Annotated in this window: 19 protein-coding genes, 1 pseudogene and 1 riboswitch; of the genes and pseudogenes, 3 read left to right on the top strand and 17 right to left on the bottom strand. The window is 71.3% G+C overall.

Annotation, left to right across the window (positions count from 1 at the left end):
- The 6 genes and pseudogenes from OO60_RS46540 to OO60_RS24465 form a co-directional block, all read right to left on the bottom strand.
- Positions 1–120 (bottom strand): annotated as a pseudogene (locus tag OO60_RS46540) (lipoyl synthase); the annotation flags it as partial.
- Positions 117–1,391: a serine hydroxymethyltransferase gene (gene glyA, locus OO60_RS24445; protein ID WP_003090672.1), complete on the bottom strand. Its 1,275-nt coding sequence runs from the start codon at positions 1,389–1,391 to the stop codon at positions 117–119. The pseudogene OO60_RS46540 and the gene glyA, both read right to left, overlap by 4 nt.
- Positions 1,391–1,768, bottom strand: coding sequence for a glycine cleavage system protein GcvH (gene gcvH / locus OO60_RS24450; RefSeq protein WP_003090670.1), 378 nt, complete (start codon positions 1,766–1,768; stop codon positions 1,391–1,393). Before gcvH ends, glyA begins: the two co-directional genes overlap by 1 nt.
- Positions 1,769–1,780: 12 nt before the next feature.
- Positions 1,781–2,872, bottom strand: a complete 1,092-nt coding sequence (gene gcvT, locus OO60_RS24455; protein WP_003090669.1) for a glycine cleavage system aminomethyltransferase GcvT — start codon at positions 2,870–2,872, stop codon at positions 1,781–1,783.
- A gap of 57 nt (positions 2,873–2,929) precedes the next feature.
- Positions 2,930–5,815: an aminomethyl-transferring glycine dehydrogenase gene (gene gcvP / locus OO60_RS24460; RefSeq protein WP_003090667.1), complete on the bottom strand. Its 2,886-nt coding sequence runs from the start codon at positions 5,813–5,815 to the stop codon at positions 2,930–2,932.
- 79 nt (positions 5,816–5,894) lie between these two features.
- Positions 5,895–5,988: riboswitch (glycine riboswitch) on the bottom strand.
- 158 nt (positions 5,989–6,146) lie between these two features.
- A complete protein-coding gene (locus OO60_RS24465) occupies positions 6,147–7,442 on the bottom strand; it encodes a helix-turn-helix domain-containing protein (RefSeq protein WP_003090665.1) in 1,296 nt (431 codons plus the stop codon).
- 72 nt (positions 7,443–7,514) lie between these two features.
- On the opposite strand from OO60_RS24465, the gene OO60_RS24470 reads away from it, so the two are divergent.
- Positions 7,515–7,712, top strand: coding sequence for a hypothetical protein (locus OO60_RS24470; protein WP_003090662.1), 198 nt, complete (start codon positions 7,515–7,517; stop codon positions 7,710–7,712).
- Here OO60_RS24470 and OO60_RS24475 read toward each other — a convergent pair.
- Genes OO60_RS24475 through OO60_RS24490 form a run of 4 tightly spaced genes read right to left on the bottom strand, consistent with a single transcriptional unit; the run spans position 7,709 to position 11,874 of the window.
- Positions 7,709–8,476 carry a 3-oxoacyl-ACP reductase gene (locus tag OO60_RS24475; RefSeq protein WP_003090660.1) on the bottom strand — a complete coding sequence of 256 codons (768 nt, stop codon included), beginning with the start codon at positions 8,474–8,476 and terminating at the stop codon, positions 7,709–7,711. The two genes, OO60_RS24470 and OO60_RS24475, sit on opposite strands and share 4 nt — an antisense overlap.
- Complete coding sequence (locus OO60_RS24480; protein WP_003090658.1) at positions 8,476–9,840, bottom strand: aldehyde dehydrogenase family protein; 1,365 nt, start codon at positions 9,838–9,840, stop codon at positions 8,476–8,478. Before OO60_RS24480 ends, OO60_RS24475 begins: the two co-directional genes overlap by 1 nt.
- A complete protein-coding gene (locus tag OO60_RS24485; RefSeq protein WP_003090657.1) occupies positions 9,837–10,547 on the bottom strand; it encodes a gamma-glutamyl-gamma-aminobutyrate hydrolase family protein in 711 nt (236 codons plus the stop codon). The genes OO60_RS24480 and OO60_RS24485 overlap by 4 nt, the downstream gene beginning before the upstream one ends.
- Entirely contained in the window at positions 10,528–11,874 is a 1,347-nt protein-coding gene (locus OO60_RS24490; RefSeq protein ID WP_033262167.1) for a glutamine synthetase family protein, read from the bottom strand. The genes OO60_RS24485 and OO60_RS24490 overlap by 20 nt, the downstream gene beginning before the upstream one ends.
- Before the next feature lie 229 nt (positions 11,875–12,103).
- Here OO60_RS24490 and OO60_RS24495 point away from each other — a divergent pair, with 229 nt between their 5' ends.
- Complete coding sequence (locus OO60_RS24495) at positions 12,104–12,625, top strand: YflT domain-containing protein (protein ID WP_003090654.1); 522 nt, start codon at positions 12,104–12,106, stop codon at positions 12,623–12,625.
- Between the two features lie 120 nt (positions 12,626–12,745).
- Here OO60_RS24495 and OO60_RS24500 read toward each other — a convergent pair whose 3' ends face one another.
- The 4 genes from OO60_RS24500 to OO60_RS24515 all read right to left on the bottom strand — a co-directional run bounded on the left by OO60_RS24500 (position 12,746) and on the right by OO60_RS24515 (position 15,848).
- Positions 12,746–13,630 (bottom strand): alpha/beta fold hydrolase, encoded by an 885-nt coding sequence (locus OO60_RS24500; RefSeq protein WP_155848931.1) that lies wholly within the window; start codon positions 13,628–13,630, stop codon positions 12,746–12,748.
- A 168-nt stretch (positions 13,631–13,798) separates the two neighbouring features.
- Positions 13,799–14,995 (bottom strand): DUF1700 domain-containing protein, encoded by a 1,197-nt coding sequence (locus tag OO60_RS24505; protein ID WP_003090652.1) that lies wholly within the window; start codon positions 14,993–14,995, stop codon positions 13,799–13,801.
- Positions 14,992–15,315 carry a PadR family transcriptional regulator gene (locus OO60_RS24510; protein WP_003090651.1) on the bottom strand — a complete coding sequence of 108 codons (324 nt, stop codon included), beginning with the start codon at positions 15,313–15,315 and terminating at the stop codon, positions 14,992–14,994. Before OO60_RS24510 ends, OO60_RS24505 begins: the two co-directional genes overlap by 4 nt.
- Positions 15,316–15,401: 86 nt before the next feature.
- Entirely contained in the window at positions 15,402–15,848 is a 447-nt protein-coding gene (locus OO60_RS24515) for an Lrp/AsnC family transcriptional regulator (protein ID WP_033262169.1), read from the bottom strand.
- A 63-nt stretch (positions 15,849–15,911) separates the two neighbouring features.
- On the opposite strand from OO60_RS24515, the gene OO60_RS24520 reads away from it, so the two are divergent.
- Complete coding sequence (locus tag OO60_RS24520) at positions 15,912–16,814, top strand: SMP-30/gluconolactonase/LRE family protein (protein ID WP_003090648.1); 903 nt, start codon at positions 15,912–15,914, stop codon at positions 16,812–16,814.
- 39 nt (positions 16,815–16,853) lie between these two features.
- Here the strand turns inward: OO60_RS24520 and OO60_RS24525 are convergent, their stop codons facing one another.
- From OO60_RS24525 to OO60_RS24535, 3 genes are all read right to left on the bottom strand, one after another.
- A complete protein-coding gene (locus OO60_RS24525; RefSeq protein WP_003090645.1) occupies positions 16,854–18,023 on the bottom strand; it encodes an MAB_1171c family putative transporter in 1,170 nt (389 codons plus the stop codon).
- Positions 18,020–18,577, bottom strand: coding sequence for a hypothetical protein (locus OO60_RS24530; RefSeq protein ID WP_003090643.1), 558 nt, complete (start codon positions 18,575–18,577; stop codon positions 18,020–18,022). Before OO60_RS24530 ends, OO60_RS24525 begins: the two co-directional genes overlap by 4 nt.
- 180 nt (positions 18,578–18,757) lie before the next feature.
- A complete protein-coding gene (locus OO60_RS24535; protein ID WP_003090642.1) occupies positions 18,758–19,192 on the bottom strand; it encodes a helix-turn-helix domain-containing protein in 435 nt (144 codons plus the stop codon).
- Positions 19,193–19,201 lie beyond the last annotated feature (9 nt).

The raw sequence follows: 19,201 nt of genomic DNA on the forward strand, positions 1-19,201 counted from the left end.
GGTGAACTCCGGACCCATCCGCACCCGCGTCTTGATCCACGACGGCTTCTTCTCGATCGGCGTCTCACTGTTGCGAACTTCCAGACGCAACAGCTTCCGACCCTCGGGCTGCGCGCTCATCGCGAAAGGTCCGCGTACAGCGGGTGCTTCTTGGCGAGGGTCTCGACGCGGTCCCGCAGCTTCGCCCGCACGGCGTCGTCGAAGTCCGGCTTCAGCGCCTCGGCGATGATGTCGGCGACCTCGGTGAAGTCCTCGGCCCGGAAGCCGCGGGTGGCCAGCGCCGGCGTGCCGATCCGCAGGCCGGAGGTGATCATCGGCGGGCGCGGGTCGAACGGGACGGCGTTGCGGTTGACCGTGATGCCGACCTCGTGCAGCCGGTCCTCGGCCTGCTGACCGTCCAGAGTGGACTGCACCAGGTCGACGAGCACCAGGTGGACGTCGGTGCCGCCGGTCAGCACCCGGACACCCGCGGAAGCGCAGTCGGCCTGCGACAGCCGGGCGGCCAGGATGCGCGAGCCTTCGAGGGTGCGCTCCTGACGCTCGCGGAACTCGTCGCTCGCGGCGATCTTCAGCGCGACGGCCTTGGCCGCGATGACGTGTTCGAGGGGCCCGCCCTGCTGGCCGGGGAACACCGCCGAGTTGATCTTCTTCGCCAGCTCCTCGCGCGACAGGATGAGCCCACCGCGCGGGCCGCCGAGGGTCTTGTGCGTGGTCGTGGTGACGATGTCGGCGTGCGGCACCGGCGACGGGTGCAGCCCGGCCGCGACCAGCCCGGCGAAGTGCGCCATGTCCACCATCAGCTTCGCGCCGACCTTGTCCGCGATGCGGCGGAACTCGGCGAAGTCGAGCTGACGCGGGTACGCGGACCAGCCCGCGATGATCAGCTTCGGCTCGTGCTCGACGGCCAGCCGTTCGATCTCGGCCAGGTCGACGATCCCGGTCTCCTTGTCGACGTGGTAGGCGACGACGTTGTAGAGCTTGCCCGAGAAGTTGATCTTCATCCCGTGCGTCAGGTGACCGCCGTGCGCCAGGTCGAGGCCGAGGATCGTGTCGCCCGGCTTGAGCACGGCGAACATCGCGGCCGCGTTGGCCTGCGCGCCCGAGTGCGGCTGGACGTTCGCGTGCTCGGCGCCGAAGAGAGCCTTCGCGCGGTCGATCGCGAGCTGCTCGACGACGTCGACGTGCTCGCAGCCGCCGTAGTAGCGGCGGCCGGGGTAGCCCTCGGCGTACTTGTTGGTCAGCACCGAGCCCTGCGCTTCGAGCACGCCGACCGGGGCGAAGTTCTCGGAGGCGATCATCTCCAGGGTCGACTGCTGGCGGTTCAGCTCGTCCGCGACGGCCGCGGCGACCTCGGGGTCGACGTCGGCGAGGTGAGCGTCGAAAGTCGTCATCAGTTCTCCTGGGTGTGCGCGGCGTAGGCGGCGGCGTCGAGCAGCTCCGGCACGTCCCCGGTCAGACGCACCTTCAGGAGCCATCCTTCGGTGTACGGGTCGGAGTTGATGACCTCGGGGGTGTCCGATGTGGTGCCGTTCACCTCGACGACCTCGCCGGAGACCGGCGCGTACAGCTCGCTGACCGACTTGGTCGACTCGACCTCGCCGAACACCTCGCCGGCGGTGATGGCCGACCCGGCATCGGGCAGCTGGACGAACACGATGTCACCGAGCGATTCGGCGGCGAAGGCGGTGATGCCGACGGTGGCGATGCCGTCCTCCACCTTCAGCCACTCGTGTTCCTTGGTGTACTGCAGGTTCTCGGGGATGCTCACAGGGAAGAGTCCTTACGCGCGGGAGTAGAAGGGCAGGGCGACGACCTCGACGGGCTCGATCCTGCCCCGGATGTCGACGGAGAGCTCGGTGCCGGGCTCGGCGTACGCCCGATCGACGTACGCCATGGCGATCGGGTAACCCAGCGTGGGCGACAGAGCGCCGCTGGTGACCTCCCCGATCTCTACGCCGTCGGAAAGCAGCTTGTAGCCGTGCCGCGGGGCCCGGCGTCCGGCGCCCTTGAGTCCGACACGCACGCGCGGGACGTCCTGCTTGGACCGCTCCTCGAGCGCCGCGCGGCCGACGAAGTCGCCCGGCTTCTCGAACTTGACCACGCGGCCGAGCCCGGCTTCGAACGGGCTCTGCTCGAGAGTCAGTTCGTTGCCGTACAACGGCATCCCGGCTTCCAGCCGCAGCGTGTCGCGGCAGGCCAGCCCGGCCGGGACCAGGCCGTGGCCCTCCCCCGCCTCGGTGAGGATGCGCCAGACCGCCGAGGCCTCGTCGGCGTTCACGAACAGCTCGAAGCCGTCCTCGCCGGTGTAGCCGGTGCGGGCGAGCAGGACGTCGTGGCCCTTCACGTTCGCCGGAACGCTGGCGTAGTACTTCAGCGCGTCCAGGTCGGCGTCGGTCACGGCACCCAGGATCTCGACGGCCTTCGGGCCCTGGACGGCGATCAGCGCGGTGGTCTCGCTGCGGTCGTCCACGACGGCGTCGAAGCCCGCGACCCGCTCGGCCAGGGCGTCGGCGACGACCTGCGCGTTGCCCGCGTTCGCGACGACCAGGTAGTGCTCGTCGGCCAGCCGGTAGACGACCAGGTCGTCGAGCACCCCGCCGGAAGCGTCGCAGATCATCGTGTACCGCGCCCGGCCCGGCTTGACCCCGGTGAGGTTGCCGACCAGCGCGAAGTCCAGCACGTCGGCGGCCTGCGCCCCGGTGACGTGGATTTCGGCCATGTGCGACAGGTCGAACAGCCCGGCCGCCTCGCGGACGGCCTTGTGCTCGGCCAGCTCGCTGGCGTAGCGGACCGGCATGGACCAGCCGGCGAAGTCGGTGAACAGCGCACCGAGTCCCTTGTGGACTCCGTGCAGGGACGTTTCGCGAGACATTGTCGCCTTCCGTAGGTGGTCGTGAGTGGTAAGGAGGGTTAGAACCCGCCTAAACACTCACGAGCCGTACTCGCTGAGGGGCGGGCAGGAGCACACGAGGTTGCGGTCGCCGCGGGCGCCGTCGATGCGGCGCACCGGGGGCCAGTACTTGTTCTTGCGCGAAACACCCGCCGGGAACACCGCCAGCTCGCGGCTGTAGGGCTTGTCCCACTCCCCGACCAGCGTCTCGGCGGTGTGCGGGGCACCCCGCAGCGGCGACTCCTCGGCGTTCCACTGGTTGGCTGCAACATGGTCGATCTCGGCGCGGATGGCGATCATCGCGTCGCAGAACCGGTCGATCTCGCCCAGGTCCTCGGACTCGGTCGGCTCGACCATCAGCGTGCCCGCGACCGGGAACGACATCGTCGGCGCGTGGAAGCCGTAGTCGATGAGCCGCTTGGCGACGTCGTCGACCGTCACGCCGGTCTCCTTGGTGATCTGCCGCAGGTCGAGGATGCACTCGTGCGCGACCAGGCCGTCCTGGCCCGTGTAGAGCACCGGGTAGTGCGGGGCCAGGCGTGAGGCCACGTAGTTCGCGGCCAGCACGGCGACCTTCGTGGCCGCGGTCAGGCCGGGCGCGCCCATCATCCGGACGTAGGCCCACGAGATCGGCAGGATCGACGCCGAGCCGTAGGGCGCGCCGCTGATCGGGCCGACGCCGGTCTCCGGGCCGGCCTGCTCCAGCAGCGGGTGGTTCGGCAGGTAGGGCGCGAGGTGCGCGCGCACCGCGACCGGGCCGACGCCGGGGCCGCCACCGCCGTGCGGGATGCAGAAGGTCTTGTGCAGGTTCAGGTGCGAGACGTCGCCGCCGAACTCGCCCGGCTTGGCCAGGCCCAGCAGGGCGTTGAGGTTCGCGCCGTCGACGTACACCTGGCCGCCGCCGTCGTGGACGATCTTGGCGAGCTCGTCGATGTCGTGCTCGTACACGCCGTGCGTGGACGGGTACGTCACCATGATCGCGGCGAGCGTGTCGCGGTGGGTGTCCACCTTGGACCGCAGGTCGGCGAGGTCGACGTTGCCCTCGTCGGTGCACTTGACGACGACCACCCGCATCCCGGCCAGCACCGCGGAGGCGGCGTTGGTGCCGTGCGCGGACGACGGGATCAGGCAGACGTCCCGGGCGTCGTCGCCGTTGGCGCGGTGGTAGGCGCGGATCGCGAGGAGGCCGGCGAGTTCGCCCTGGCTGCCCGCGTTCGGCTGCAGTGACACCTTGTCGTAGCCGGTCACCTCGGCCAGCCACTCGGCGAGCTGCGCGACGAGGACGTGGTAGCCCTCGGCGTCCTCGGCCGGGGCGAACGGGTGGATGCCGGCGAACTCGCGCCAGCTGATCGGCTCCATCTCGGTGGTGGCGTTGAGCTTCATCGTGCAGGAGCCGAGCGGGATCATGCCGCGGTCGAGCGCGTAGTCCAGGTCGGACAGCTTGCGCAGGTAGCGCAGCATCGCGGTCTCGGAGCGGTGGGTGCCGAAGACCTCGTGGCCCATGAAGCCGCTCTCGCGGGCGAGACCGTTCGGCAGCGCGACGCCGTCGTTCGCCTCCTCCTCGACGCCGAACGCCTTGAGCACCTTCGCGGTGATCGCCGGGGTGCTGACCTCGTCGAAGGCGACGCGGACGTGGTCGGCGTCGACGTGACCGAGGTTGATCCCGGCCGCGCGGGCTGCCGCGTGGACCTCGGCGGCCTGACCCGGGACGCGCGCGACGACCGTGTCGAAGAACGACTCGTGCACGACCTCGACGCCGGTCGTGCGGAGGGCGTCCGCGAAGCCCGCGGCGAGGCCGTGGACGCGCTGGGCGATCTTCTTCAGGCCGTCCGGGCCGTGGTAGACCGCGTACATCGCGGCCAGCACGGCCGGGAGGACCTGCGCGGTGCAGATGTTGGACGTCGCCTTCTCGCGGCGGATGTGCTGCTCCCGCGTCTGCAGGGCGAGGCGGTAGGCGGAGTTGCCGTCGGCGTCGACCGAAACGCCGACCAGGCGCCCGGGCAGGGAACGCTCGAGGCCGGCGCGGACCGCCATGTACCCGGCGTGCGGGCCGCCGTAGCCGAGCGGGACACCGAAGCGCTGGGTGGACCCCGCGGCGACGTCGGCGCCGAACTCGCCGGGCGACGTGATCAGGGTGAGGGCGAGCAGGTCGGCGGCGACGGTGAACAGCGCGCCCGCGGCCTTCGCCGACTCGGAAATCGCGTGGTAGAAGCCGCGGCCGCGCAGCACGCCGGACGCACCCGGGTACTGGACGACGACGCCGAAGAAGTCGTCCGGCAGGCCGGTGAGCAGGTCGCGGACCTCGACCTCGATGCCGAGGGCCTCGACGCGGGTGCGCACGACGGCGATGGTCTGCGGCAGGCACTCGGCGTCGAGCACGACCTTGTTGGACTTGGACTTCGACGCGCGGCGCATCAGCGTGACGGCTTCGGCGACCGCGGTCGACTCGTCCAGCAGCGAGGCGTTCGCGGTGGCCAGGCCGGTCAGGTCGGCGACCATCGTCTGGAAGTTGAGGAGCGCTTCGAGGCGGCCCTGCGAGATTTCCGGCTGGTACGGCGTGTACGCGGTGTACCAGGCCGGGTTCTCGAGCACGTTGCGGCGGATGACGCCGGGGGTGACGGTGTCGGAGTAGCCGAGGCCGATCATCTGCGTCATCGGCCGGTTGCGCGCGGCGAGGGCGCGCAGCTCCGCGGTGGCGTCCTCTTCGGACGCGGCGGGCGGGAGCCGCAGGTCACGGGTGGCGCGGATGGCGCTCGGGACGGCGGCGCCGACGAGGGCGTCCAGGCTGCCGTAGCCGCACTCGGCCAGCATCTTCGCGCGTTCGGCCTCGGACGGGCCGATGTGGCGGGCGTCGAACTGCGTGGAAGTGATGGGGAGCTCCTCGGGCCGGGCACACGGGTGCGCTGGGAACTCCCCCTCTGTCATGGCACCTGAGAGTTTCACCGCCTGTACAGCGGCTTTCACCTTGGGTGAGGCGCGGGTGCGCCTGCTTTCCAGAGTGGCCTCGCGCGAAGCGGTAGCAGGTACCTGAGAGATTCCGGGGAGTTTGCTCCTTCGGTGCCCCACCACGTTCGTGAGGGCTCTCCCGCCTCGGCTCTACGGCCCGATCTGCAGTTGTGGCGGTTACGGTACCCGGCCCGTCCCGCGGCCGTCTACTTCACCCGGGCAACGCCACAGTGGTCCTCGACCCCGCCTCGACCGCACCCGGCGGAAGGTCGCGAATGACTCATTCGGGACGTCGGAGGTCGCGAATGAGTCATTCGCGACCTTCGGCGACCCCGTACCCGACGCTCCCGGCCAGCGCCGGCGGGCGGCGGACCCGGCCCGACGGCAGGACCAGGCGTTTCAGCGGGCCGCCGAGCGGCACCGGCGGCAGGCCCGCGCCGAGCAGCACGTGCTCCACGATCTGCTCCGCGTGCCAGGCCACCGAGTCGTTGAGCCGGTCCAGCGACGGCCGGTCGCCGTCGAAGACGTCCTCGTCGGCGAGCGTCACCTCGAAGTGCGGGCAGCCCGGCGGCACGGTGACCGCCGCCTCGATCGCGCGGGCGCCTTCGAGCGGGTCTTCGAAACCGGCTTCGAGCAGGGCCGACCGGTAGATGCGGGCCGCCCGCGCGCGCATCCGCGGCCCGTAGCGGACCACGACCGGGAGCCGTCCGGTCAGGTCCGGCACGGCGAGGCCGTGCAGCAGCATGATCGGCGGCACCGAGTGCACCAGCCGCGGCGCCGGCTCGGCCAGCTCGCGGGCGGTGATCCGGACCCGGTCGGCCATCTCGTCCGGGAGGCCGAAGTAGCGGAAGTCGACGTTGCCGAACCCGAGCCCGTCGGCGACCAGCGACGCCAGCAGTTCGCCGTAACCCCAGATCGGCGACAGCACGACCACCGGCGGCGCGGCGACGACCGGCGACGGCACCGGCGGCCGCGTCGCCTCCTGCTCGGGCACCTGGATCACCAGCCGCGGCGGTTCGTGCCAGTCGTGCACCTCCGCGACCCGCCAGTACAGCCCGAGCGGCCGCCACAGCTCGCCGAGGACGTCGTGCTCGATGATGCGGCGCACCTCGGCGTCGTCGTGGGGGAAGTCGCGGGGCGGCACGATCCCGACGTAGTGGTGGTAGGTGACGCGGACCTCGTCGCCGCGGGTGGCCGAGCGGATCCGCATCTCCCAGTCGACCGGCGACGCGGCGATCGCGTTGGCCACCTGGGTGCCGGGCGAGGAGTAGACGAGCGCGGTCGCCTGCCGGAGGAACTGCCCGGCCCGGTCGATGCCCTCGCGCAGCGCCTTCGCCGCCTGGGCGACGTGCACCGGGCTCGCGAGGCTGTCGGGCAGCACCCCGGCGACGCGCAGCAGCTCGGCCTCGCTGACCCCGGTGACCTCCGCGAGCTGGGCCCAGTGGTCGAAGACCGTCACCTTCGGTGCGTGCCGGTGCTCGATCCAGCTGCGCAGCGTCGACGTGGGAACACCGACGCGGCGGGCGGCCTCGTCCAGGGACAGCCCGCGCGCGCGGAGGCCGGCCCGGACCGCTTCCGCCCACTCGTCGGCGCGCCAGTGCGTCACCTCACAAAGCTAACGAAACCGGCTAGCTTTGCGCAGGGACAACCCGCCCACCGGCGGCCGACGCTGGTCGGCATGACCACCACCGTGATCGCTCTCACCCTGATCGTCGGCACGCTGACCTTCGCCGCCGGCGCGTTCCTCGCCTCCGAGATCGCCACCCGGATCCTGCGCCGCCGGGAGAAGGAGATCTCCGAAGAGCGCAAGAAGCTCAACGCCGCCTGGCGCTACCTGCGGGAGGTCTACGACGTCAAGAAGAAGACCAGGCGTTAGAGCGGGGTGACGTAGGCGCCCGAGATGCCGCCGTCGACCAGGAACTGCGACGCCGTGATGAAGCTGGCGTCGTCGCTGGCCAGGAAGGCCACCGCGGCCGCGATCTCCTCCGGCTCGGCGAACCGGCCGACCGGGACGTGGATCAGGCGGCGCGCCGCGCGTTCCGGGTCCTTCGCGAACAGCTCCTTCAGCAGCGGCGTGTTCACCGGGCCCGGGCACAGCGCGTTGACGCGGATGTTCTCCCGCGCGAACTGGATGCCGAGCTCGCGGCTCATCGCGAGCACGCCGCCCTTCGACGCGGTGTAGGAGATCTGCGAGGTCGCCGCGCCCATCACCGCCACGAACGACGCCGTGTTGACGATCGACCCGCGGCCCTGGCGCTGCATGTGCGGCAGGACGGCCTTGCAGCACAGGTACACCGACGTCAGGTTGACCCGCTGGACCCGCTCCCACGCCTCGATGCCGGTGGTCAGGATGGAGTCGTCCTCCGGCGGGGAGATCCCGGCGTTGTTGAAGGCGACGTCGACCGAGCCGAACTGCTCGACCGTGCTGTGGAACAGGTTCTCGACCTGCTCGGCGTCGGTGACGTCGGTCTGGACGAACGCGCCGCCGATCTCGTCGGCGGCCGCCTTGCCCTCGACCGGCGAGAGGTCCGCGATGACGACCTTCGCGCCTTCACTCGCCAGGCGCCGGGCCGAGGCGAGCCCGATGCCGCTCGCGCCGCCGGTGATGACCGCGACGCGGCCTTCGAAACGCTGGACCATTACTCCTCCGTGCTCAGAAAGACGTTCTTGGTTTCGGTGAACGCCGCGGTGGCGTCCGGGCCGAGCTCGCGGCCGAGGCCGGACTGCTTGAAGCCGCCGAACGGCGTCCAGTAGCGCACCGACGAGTGCGAGTTCACCGAGAGGTTGCCGGATTCGACGCCGCGCGCAACTCGGAACGCGCGGCCGGCGTCGCGGGTCCAGATCGACCCGGACAGGCCGTACTCGGTCGCGTTGGCCATCCGGATCGCGTCGGCCTCCTCCGCGAACGGCACGACGGCGACGACCGGGCCGAAGACCTCCTCCGCCGCGGCCGGGTGCCGCAGGTCGGGCGGGGTGAGGACGGTCGGCGGGAACCAGAAGCCGCGGCCCTCGGGCGCGGAACCGCGGAACGCCACGGGGGCGTCGGCCGGCACGTAGGAGGCGACCTTCTCCCGGTGCGCGGCCGAGATCAGCGGGCCCATCTCGGTCTTCTCGTCGGCGGGGTCGCCGACGACGACGCCGTGCACCGCGGGTTCGAGGAGCTCCATGAACCGGTCGTAGGCGCTCGCCTGCACCAGGATGAGCGAGCGCGCGCAGCAGTCCTGGCCGGCGTTGTCGAAGACGCCGTAGGGCGCGGTCGCCGCGGCCTTCTCCAGGTCGGAATCGGCGAAGACGATGTTGGCGTTCTTGCCGCCGAGCTCCAGCGTCACGCGCTTCACCTGCGCCGCGCAGCCCGCCATGATCTGCTTGCCGACCTCGGTCGAGCCGGTGAAGACGACCTTGCGGACGGCGGGGTGGTCGACGAACCGCTGCCCGACCACGGACCCCTTGCCGGGCAGCACCTGGAAGACGTCCTCCGGGATGCCCGCCTCGCGCGCCAGCTCGGCCAGCCGCAGGGCGGTCAGGGGCGTCAGCTCGGCGGGTTTGAGGACGACGGTGTTCCCGGCGGCGAGCGCGGGTGCGAAGCCCCAGCCCGCGATCGGCATCGGGAAGTTCCACGGCACGATCACGCCGACCACGCCGAGGGGTTCCTGGAAGGTGACGTTGATCCCGCCCGGCACCGGGATCTGCTTGCCGATCAGGCGTTCCGGGGCGGCGGAGTAGTAGTTGAGGACGTCCCGGACGTTGCCGGCTTCCCAGCGGGCGTTGCCGATGGTGTGCCCGGAGTTCTCGACCTCCAGCCGCGCGAGGTGCTCGATGTCGGCCTCGACGGCGTCGGCGAAGCGGCGCAGCAGCCGCGCGCGGTCGCCGGGGGTGACGGCACGCCAGGCCGGGAACGCCGCGTGCGCGCGGGCGATCGCCGCGTCGGTCTCGTCGGCGCTGGTCAGGGGGACGCTCCGCACCACCTCCTCGGTGGCCGGGTTGAGGACGTCAAAGGTGGTCATCGGTTCTCCTTGCTCGCTTCGACGAGAGCCTGGAACAGCCGGACGTCGTCGGTGTCCTGCTCGGGGTGCCACTGGACGCCGAGGGTGAACTCACCGGGTAGTTCAGCGGCTTCGATCGTGCCGTCGGCGGCCCAGCCGACCGGTTCGAGGCCGGTGCCGAGCCGGTCGATCGCCTGGTGGTGGTAACAGAGCGTCTTGGTTTCGGGGCCGAGGATCGCCGCCGCGCGGCTGCCCTCGGCGAGGGTGACCGTGCCGCGGCCGAACGTCGCCGGGGCGGGCTGGTGCTCGGTGGATTTCGTGGCCTCCGGCAGGTGCTGGGTGAGGGTGCCGCCGAGGGCGACGCTCATCACCTGCAGGCCGCGGCACACGCCGAGCACCGGCTTGCCGGCTTTGCGCGCGGCTTCGAAGAGACCGAACTCGAAGGCGTCCCGCTCCGGCCGGACGTAGGTGGCCGGGTGCGGCTCGGCGCCGTAGCGCGCGGGCTCGACGTCCGCGCCGCCGGTGAGCACCAGCCCGTCCACAGTGGACACGAGGCGATCGTAGGCGTCCGACACCGGCGGCAGCAGCACCGGAACGCCACCCGCGGCGACGACGCAGTCGACGTAGACGCGGTGCAGCAGCACGGCTTCGGTGTCCCAGACCAGGAACTTCGCCGGTTCGAGGTAGCTGGTGAGGCCGATGACGGGCTCAGAGCCGTTCGAAGCCACGGATCAGCTCCCAGTCGGTGACGGCGGCGTTGTAGGCGTCGATCTCGATCTTCGCCGCGTTGAGGTAGTGGTCGACGACGTCGTCGCCGAAGGCCTCGCGCGCCAAGTCGCTGCCCGCCAGCGCCGCGGCGGCTTCGGGCAGCGTGGTCGGCACGGTGCCGCGGTCGGAGTTGTAGGCGTTGCCGGTGAACGGCTCTTCGAGCTCCAGCTCGTTTTCGATGCCGTGCAGCCCGGCGGCGATGAGCGCGGCGACAGCGAGGTACGGGTTCACGTCCCCGCCCGGCACGCGGTTTTCGACGCGCAGCGACTCGCCGTGCCCGACGACGCGCAGCGCGCACGTGCGGTTGTCGGTGCCCCACGCGATCGCGGTCGGCGCGAAGCTGCCGGGCACGAACCGCTTGTAGGAGTTGACGTTCGGGGCGAAGAAGTACGTCAGCTCGTGCAGCCCGGCGAGCTGACCGGCGAGGAACTGCTCCATCAGCTTCGAGAAGCCGTGTTCGCCGTCCCCGGCCAGCACCGCGCGGCCCTCGGTCGAGCGCAGGCTGATGTGGATGTGGCAGGAGTTGCCCTCACGCTCGTTGTACTTCGCCATGAACGTGAGGCTCTTGCCCTCCTGCGCGGCGATCTCCTTGGCGCCGTTCTTGTAGACGCTGTGGTTGTCGCAGGTGGCGAGGGCGTCGGTGTAGCGGAAGGCGATCTCCTGCTGCCCGGGGTTGCACTCGCCCTTCGCGGACTCCGGGTAGAGCCCGGCGCCGGCCATGTCGTTGCGGATGCGGCGCAGCAGCGGCTCGAGGCGCGCGGTGCCGAGCATCGAGTAGTCGACGTTGTACTGGTTGGCGGGCTTGAGGCCGTGGTAGCGCTTGTCCCAGGCCGTCTCGTAGGTGTCGTCGAAGACGATGAACTCGAGCTCGGTGCCGACGTAGGCGGCGAGCCCGCGTTCGGCGAGGCGGTCGAGCTGACGGCGCAGGATCTGCCGCGGCGACATCGGGACGGGGCCGCCTTCGACGCGCTCGACGTCGGCGAGGACCAGCGCGGTGCCCTCGTGCCACGGGATCTCGCGCAGTGTCTCGAGGTCGGGACGCAGCACGAAGTCGCCGTAGCCGCTGTCCCAGGACGAGAGCGCGTAGCCGTCGACGGTGTTCATGTCGACGTCGACGGCGAGCAGGTAGTTGCAGGCTTCGGTGGCGTGGCCGACGACCTCGTCCAGGAAGTACTCGGCCGAGCAGCGCTTGCCCTGCAGCCTGCCCTGCATGTCGGTGAGCGCGACGAGCACCGTGTCGATCGTGCCCGCGTCCACGCGCGCCCGGAGTTCCTCGAGCGTGAGCATGCCTCGCCTGCGTGCCATCCGTCGCCCCAAAGGTTTGGTATGAATCCTTTGCCGGTCCTTCCTACCCGGTCACCCGCAGCCGGTCAACCCGAAAAAAGGTATTTTTTTGATCCTTTGAGCTGGCGGCCGGATTGTCCGGGTTGCCCGGCTGAGAAGAGTCTGTGAATCCGCGCGTCCGGGAGGAAACCGGGGGGCCCGCACGTTGAACGGGGCAAGAGAGGTGAGATCGATGACCACAGCATTCACGCAGCAGAGCACGATCGGACAGCAGGCGCGGCCCCAGCTGCCGACCCTGCCCACCGGCTGGCCGATCGGTTCGTACGAGTCCTACGAGCAGGCACAGCGCGCGGTCGACCACCTCGCGGGCACCGACTTCCCCGTCACCGACGTCACGATCGTGGGTGTGGAGCCGATGCTCGTCGAGCGGGTGGCGGGCAAGCTGTCCTGGGGCCGGGTGCTGGGCAACGCGGCCACGTCCGGCGCGTTGTTCGGTGTGTTCCTGGGTCTGGTGCTCAGCCTGCTCAACCCGGGCGCCGGCCTGGTCCCGATCGTCATCGGCCTGGTCGCCGGGCTCGGGTTCAACCTGCTCTTCGGCGCACTGGGCTACGCGGTGAACCGCAACAAGCGCGGGTTCGTCTCGCAGAGCCAGCTGGTGGCCCGCCGGTACGACGTGCTGTCCCAGCCCCGCAACGCCGAGAAGGGCCGCGCCCTGCTGGCCGATCTCGCGGCGCGCAGCGCGTTCGGTCACTGACGCTCGCCGACACGAGGGCCGCCTCCCCCGGGAGGCGGCCTTCGCCGTACCTGGGGACAACCCCACCGGCCACCCCGGAAACTGTCGGTGGCCGCCGGTAGCGTGGAAAACGGGGGCTGCTCAGGTGCCCGACGACACCGCCGGCACATCGGGGCTCTCCGCGGGAACCGGCTCCTCCGGCCCACCCGCCCGCAGCAACTCGCCCCACCGCGCCCGGTCGTACGCCGCCGGAGGTGTCTCCGCCAAGAACTCGCGCAGGATCTCCAGGAACTCCTTCGGCGCCGATCGGTGCGGGAAGTGGCCCGCCCCTTCGAAGAGCACCAGCCGGCTCCCCGGCATCGCCCGGTGCGCGCGCAACGCGTGCCCGCTCGGCACCACCCGGTCCTCCGTCCCCCACACCAGCAGCGTCGGGATCCCCTGCGTCAGGTAGCACCGGTCCAGCATGTTGACCACCTGCCCGCGCCAGTCCACGACCGAACGCAGCGTCCGCAGGAACGCCGACCGCGTGTCCGGCTCGACCAGGCGGAGGTAGCGGGCGACCACGTAGTCGAGGTCGTCGGAGATCCGCAGGGTCTCGGCCAGTTTGCGCAGCACCGGCAACGCCGGCGGTGTCCCCAGCAGCGGCAGCAGCAACCCCGCGCCCGGGGCCGCGGCCAGCCGCAGGAGGGGGTGGACGCTCGCGCCGACCCCGCCCGAGCCCACCAGGACCAGGCGTTCGCAGCGCTCCGGGAACTGGTAGGCGAACTGCATCGCGACGCCGCCGCCGAGGGAGTGACCGACCACCGTCACCCGGTCGATGTCGAGGGTGGTCAGCAGGTCGCGCATGCCGCACGCGTAGGCGGCGACCGAGTAGTCCGCGCGCGGTTTCGCCGAAAAGCCGTGGCCGAGCAGGTCGGGCGCGATGACCGTGAAGTCGTCCGCCAGCGACGTCAGCAGGTCCAGCCACGTCGACGAGTCGTCGCCGATGCCGTGCAGGAACAGCAGCGCGGGGCCGTGGCCCGCCATCCGGTAGGCGCGCTCGTACCCGTGGACCACCCTGGTCCGCGGGGCGAAGGCTTCGGGAAGCACGCGCCCAGCTCAGCACGCCCGCGTTGGCGGGACGTTTCGGGCGCGTTCGGATCGGGTGAACGCGCCAGGAGCGGCCCCCGCCCCCGCTCCTGGCGTCCGTTCCCCCTACCTCGTCGGCGTCGGTGACGCCGGCGTGGTGGTCGCGGGCGCCGTCACCTTCGGGATCGCCGCGTTGAACGGCACTTCCGCGATCTCGCGGCAGGCGCCGCGGTAGCCGTTGTAGCCGTTGAAGTTGCCCTGGTCGTCGGTGACGCCCTGCTCGATCTTCGGCCGCGGGAACCGGTTGTCCTGGCCGATCTTCTGCCGGGTGCCGCTCGCGCGCTCGCAGCCGTAGCGGGTCACCGTGATCGGCCTGCCCTCCTCGTCGTAGAGGTAGACCTCGGTCAGCGGCTTGCCCTCGGCGTCGAAGGCGTAGACGTTGTCGACCTCGCGGCCGCCGTAGGTGAGCTGGTCGTTGCCGTAGTGGTCGACCGACGACGGGTAGTACGACGACGGGCTCGAGTAGGACGTGCCGCGCGCGAAGAGGTCGACCGCGGCACCGAACCCGCCCAGCGTGCCGCCGATGACGAAGGCCGAGATCGGCACCGCCACCCACAGCAGCCGCCGGTCGGTGCGGACCCGCGGACCCGCCCACACCGCCGCCGCGCCGGCGGCGAGCAGGAACGGCAGCAGCAGCACCGCGCCCCGGTGCCGGAGCATGAACACCAGCCCGAAGACGACCAGGGCGAGTGCGCACAGCACCCACCACGCCGGTTTCAGCGAGGCGAAGTACCGCAGCAGCTTGCCGGACTCCTCCTGCTCGCGCCCCTTGGCCATCGAACCGCGCAGCCACGCCACCTCCGGCAGCGCCAGCACCGGCTCGACACCGCCGCGCAGCAGCAGCGCCAGGCTGACGAGGAACACCGGCACGAACAGCAGCAGCCCGACGAGCGGGTCGGGATCGACGGTGACGGCGGCGCCGAACGCGAGCAACCCGAGCCCCACCGAGCAGAGCACCAGGCCCCACAGCGCGATCCGCGGCTTCGCCAGGCTGGGCGCGGCCGTCGTGAGCACCTGCGTCGCCCCCTCGCCCGGCGCCGGGTAGCCGCCGGACGCGCGCAGCTCGGCGGCGTAGCTCTCGGGCGTGCCGAGCCGTTCGATCAGGGCCTCGACGCGGGCGCCCTCCCCCAGCTCGGCTTCGAGTTCCGCCAGGTGCGGGCGGACGTCCTCGAGGATTTCTTCGATCTCGCTCGCGGGCAGGTCGGCGAGCGCGGTCCGGACCCGCGCCAGATACACCCGCACGGCGGTCGGCTTGTCGCTCATGCTGCCTCTCCCAAAAGCGCGTTCATCGTCGAAGCGAAGCTCTGCCAGGTCTTGCCCGACTCCGCCAGCCGGGCCCGGCCCGGTTCGTTCAGGCTGTAGTACTTGCGGTGGGGCCCCTCTTCGCTGGGCACCACGTACGAGGTCAGCAGGCCCGCCTTGTACAGCCGGCGCAGCGTCCCGTACACCGACGCGTCCCCCACCTCGTCCAGGCCGGCGGCCCGGAGTCTTCGCAGGACGTCGTACCCGTAGCCGTCCTCCTCGCGGAGCACCGCGAGCACCGCGAGGTCGAGCACCCCTTTGAGCAGCTGACTGATCTCCACTGCACCCTCCAGTCTTACGCATGGGAAGGTACCACGCATTGCACAGTAGTGTGCACGGCGGAGGCCCCTGCGCGCGCCCGCCGGGCTCAGGGCCGGGTGTCCACCGGGCGTTCGAAGAAGGATTCGAGGACCACGATGGTCTGCGTGCCGGTCACGCCGTCGATCGCGAACAGCCGGCGCAGCGCCGCCTGCAGGTCTTCGGTCGTCGCCGTGCGCACCTTGACCAGCAGCGACGCCGGGCCGGCGACGATGTGCGCCTCCACGACCTCGGGCAGCGCTTCGAGGGCCGCGCGCACCGGCGCGTCGCCCATCCAGGCGTTCGCCTCGACGAGGACGAACGCCGCGACCCCGCGGCCGACCGCGGCCGGGTCGACCTCCACGGTGGTCCGGCGGATCACGTCCTGCTCCTTGAGCTTGCGCACCCGCTCGTGGGCGGCGCCGGCGGAAAGCCCGACGGCCTTGCCGAGCGCGGCGTACGCCTGCGTCGCGTCCCGCTGCAGTTCAGCGAGCAGCATGCGATCCACTTCATCCATGCCTTGACCATATCAAGTTCGGTGATCCATGCTTTCGACAGAATCTGATTTAGGGGTGAGTCGATGGACCTGGTCAAGACGGACTTCCAGCAGCTGGACGAGCGGTTCAAGCACGTCAACGGCGATGAATGGATGCAGCGCCTGCACACGGGCTGCCGCTGGACCGAGGGCCCGGCGTACTTCCCGGCCGGCCGGTACCTGGTGTTCAGCGACATCCCGAACGACCGCACCCTGCGCTGGGACGAGACGACGGGCCACGTCGGCGTGTTCCGGCAACCGTCGAACTACACGAACGGGCACACGGTCGACCGCCGCGGGCGGCTGGTCAGCTGCGAGCAGGGCACCCGCCGGGTGACGCGCACCGAGCCCGGCGGCTCGATCACGGTCATCGCGGCGGAGTACCGGGGGAAGCGGCTCAACAGCCCGAACGACGTCGTCGAGCACTCGGACGGGTCGATCTGGTTCACCGACCCGAGTTACGGCATCGACAGCGACTACGAGGGCTACCGCGCGGAGAGCGAAATCGGCGGCTGCCACGTGTACCGGGCGGCCCCGGACGGCACGGTGGCGATCGTCGCGGACGACTTCTCGCGGCCGAACGGCCTGGCGTTTTCGGCGGACGAATCACGGCTGTACATCGCGGACACCCGCCAGGACCCGAGCCACCTCCGGGTGTTCGACGTCGGCGAGAGCGGGAAGCTGACGGGCGGCGAGATCTTCGCGACGAGCGACTGCGGCGGCTTCGACGGAGTCCGCGTGGACAGTGAAGGCCAGGTGTGGGCGGCAGCCCACGACGGCCTGCACTGTTTCGCGCCGGACGGAACCCGGATCGGCAAGCTGCGGATCCCGGAGATCTGCTCGAACTTCACCTTCGGCGGAGCGCGCGGGAACGAACTGTTCATCACGGCTTCGAGCTCGCTGTACACGCTGCGGGTGACGGTGAACGGGGCCCGCTACCCGCGCTGAGGGAAGCGGCGGCCCTTCCCGCAGCACGATTCTCTTCCGCTACCCGGCCGCCGCCTTCACCTTCTCCACCAGCGCGTCGCGGCGGCGCCACGCCCGGCTCACCTGGATCAGCCAGGCCGCCTCCGCGGTGACGTCCGCGTCCGGGCCGGGTTCGTGGGCGGGAGCGCGGTCGAACCGGCGGCCCGCGCGGCCCGCCTCGATCGCCGCCGCCAGCGTCACCGCTTCCACCGTGGCCGCCACCTCCGCTTCGCGGACTCCCGCGCGCCTGGCCGCCGCCTCCGCGCGGGCCGGGAGGTCCGGGTCGAAGTGGGCTCGCAGCGCCAGGTGGCCGTCGCGGATCTCGATGACCCGGCGGTACAGCGCGAACTCCGCGCCGCCCGCCAGTGCGCGGCCCGGGTCCAGGGCGATGCCCGGGACCGCCGTGCGCAGCGCCGTCCACAGCGGCTCGATGCGGCGGTAGGCGCGGTACGCGCGGACCCGGCCGATCACCGACGCCACCGCCGGCGACCACGCGCTCAGCGTCGCTCCGGCGGCCACGGAACCGATCGTCACGGCCGCGAGGACCGACGACAGCACGTCCTCCCGGGCGGCGATCCGCGCCGTCTGCGCGAGGCTGCGGACGTCGTCGACGTCCCAGAACGTCCACGCGAACGCCGAACCCACGCCGACCACCAGCAGCCACAGCCCGGCGCGCAGCGGTCCCGGCTCCGCGTGCCACGCACTGCGGGCGAACACCGCGAACAGCAGGCCCAGGCTGATCAGGCTGTAGAGCAGGAACAAAGCCTTGTCGGCGAGGGCGAACGGCAGGCCGGCCCCGGAGAACACCGTGTCGTCGCCGACGCGCCGCGGCGCGGAAAGGGCGAAGGACACCGCCAGCAGCACCATCGTCGCGCCGGTGAACAGCGCGTGCGGCGCGAGCCGGGCGCCCTCGCCGCGCCACACCGACTGCGTGAAGGCGACCGCGAAGCCGATCGCGCCCAGCTTCAGCTCGTCGCCGGCCAGGCTCAGGACCCACTCGGCGACCGGGCCGGGGCCGGCGAGGGCCGACATCGCTGGCGTCAGCACGACGATGCTGGTGGCGATGCAGATGCCGAAGCCGGCGAGGAACCACATCGTGCGCGGCGGCTGGCTGCCGCGCGCCTCGATCAGCTTATACCCGAACCCGGCGAAGCCCGCGAGGCAGAGGTAGTAGGCGAGGGACTCGATCACGGCGTGCGGCGGCCGAACACGGAATCGAAGCGCCGCACGCCGTCCGGGACACCGGGCGCGGGCTCACGCGGCTCGGCCGGCCGGACGACGCGCTGCGCGAGCAGGCTCGCGACGAGTTCGGCTTCGCGCTCCTCGACCTCGGTGTAGGTGGTGCGTCCCAGCACGCGCCGGACGAGCTCGGGCGAGAGGTTCGGCATCAGCTGCCGTCCCGCCGCGGCGTCGATGGCCACGCCGTCGGCGCCGGCGTCGGAGCCGACGTGGCCGCACAGCAGGTGCCCGACCTCGTGCAGCAGGATGTGCCGCCGGTGCAGCGCGGTCGTGCCGGTCGGGTAGAGGATGTAGTCGGCGCGTTCGGTGCTCATCAGCAGCCCGCACGGCGCGCCTTCGGGAGCGCTGACGGGCATCAGCTCGATCGGGCGCCCCCGCTCGGCGGCCAGCGCCGCGACGAAGTCCCCGGCGTCGAACGGTTCGGGCAGGGTGACGGCATCGGCGACTTCGCGTGCCCGCTGCCAGAGCGAGCGGGCCGGTCGCCGCCGCCACGATGGTCGCGCCACTCCTCAGGCCTCCCTCACCACACCGGGCCACACGGTTCCAGCCGGATCAACGCGGCAGCGGTCCCGTGGTTGCGCGGCCGGGGAAAAATCCGACGCGCGGATGCCCGACATGGTTCCCCACCGGCGAACCGGAGTCCGCACCGGCCGCCCGCAGGCCCGGCGGCGAGGCCGGAGCCACCGTCAGCCCTCCTTCTTCGGGGTGCCGCGGCCGGCCTCCCTCCGGGCGATCGCGTCGATCATGTCGCTGATCGTGTCCAGGCCGTCCGAGGACAGCGTCACCGCGCGCAGGGCCAGGTCCCGGACCCCCGCGTCGCGCAACGCGCCCAGCAGCGCCAGCTCCTCCGCGATCTTCGTGCTCTGCTCGTCGTCGAAGAAGTAGGCCGGTGGGACGCCGAAGAACTGCGCCAGTGCCTCGAGGTGGCGCTTGGTCGGGTTGTCGCGGCGGCCCGTGCGCAGCTGCCACAAGTACGTCGTCGAAAAGCTTTCGCCCGTGGCCTCACGACAGGCCTTGGCGACCTCTTCGTTGCTGTACGGCTCCCGGTCGGGCCGGCGCACCACGTGGAACAGCCGGTCGATCTTGTCGGCCAGCGTCGACTTTGCGCGCTCCTTGACCACGATGCACTC

The organism is Amycolatopsis vancoresmycina, assembly GCF_000716785.1.
In the GTDB taxonomy this organism is placed as follows: domain Bacteria; phylum Actinomycetota; class Actinomycetes; order Mycobacteriales; family Pseudonocardiaceae; genus Amycolatopsis; species Amycolatopsis vancoresmycina.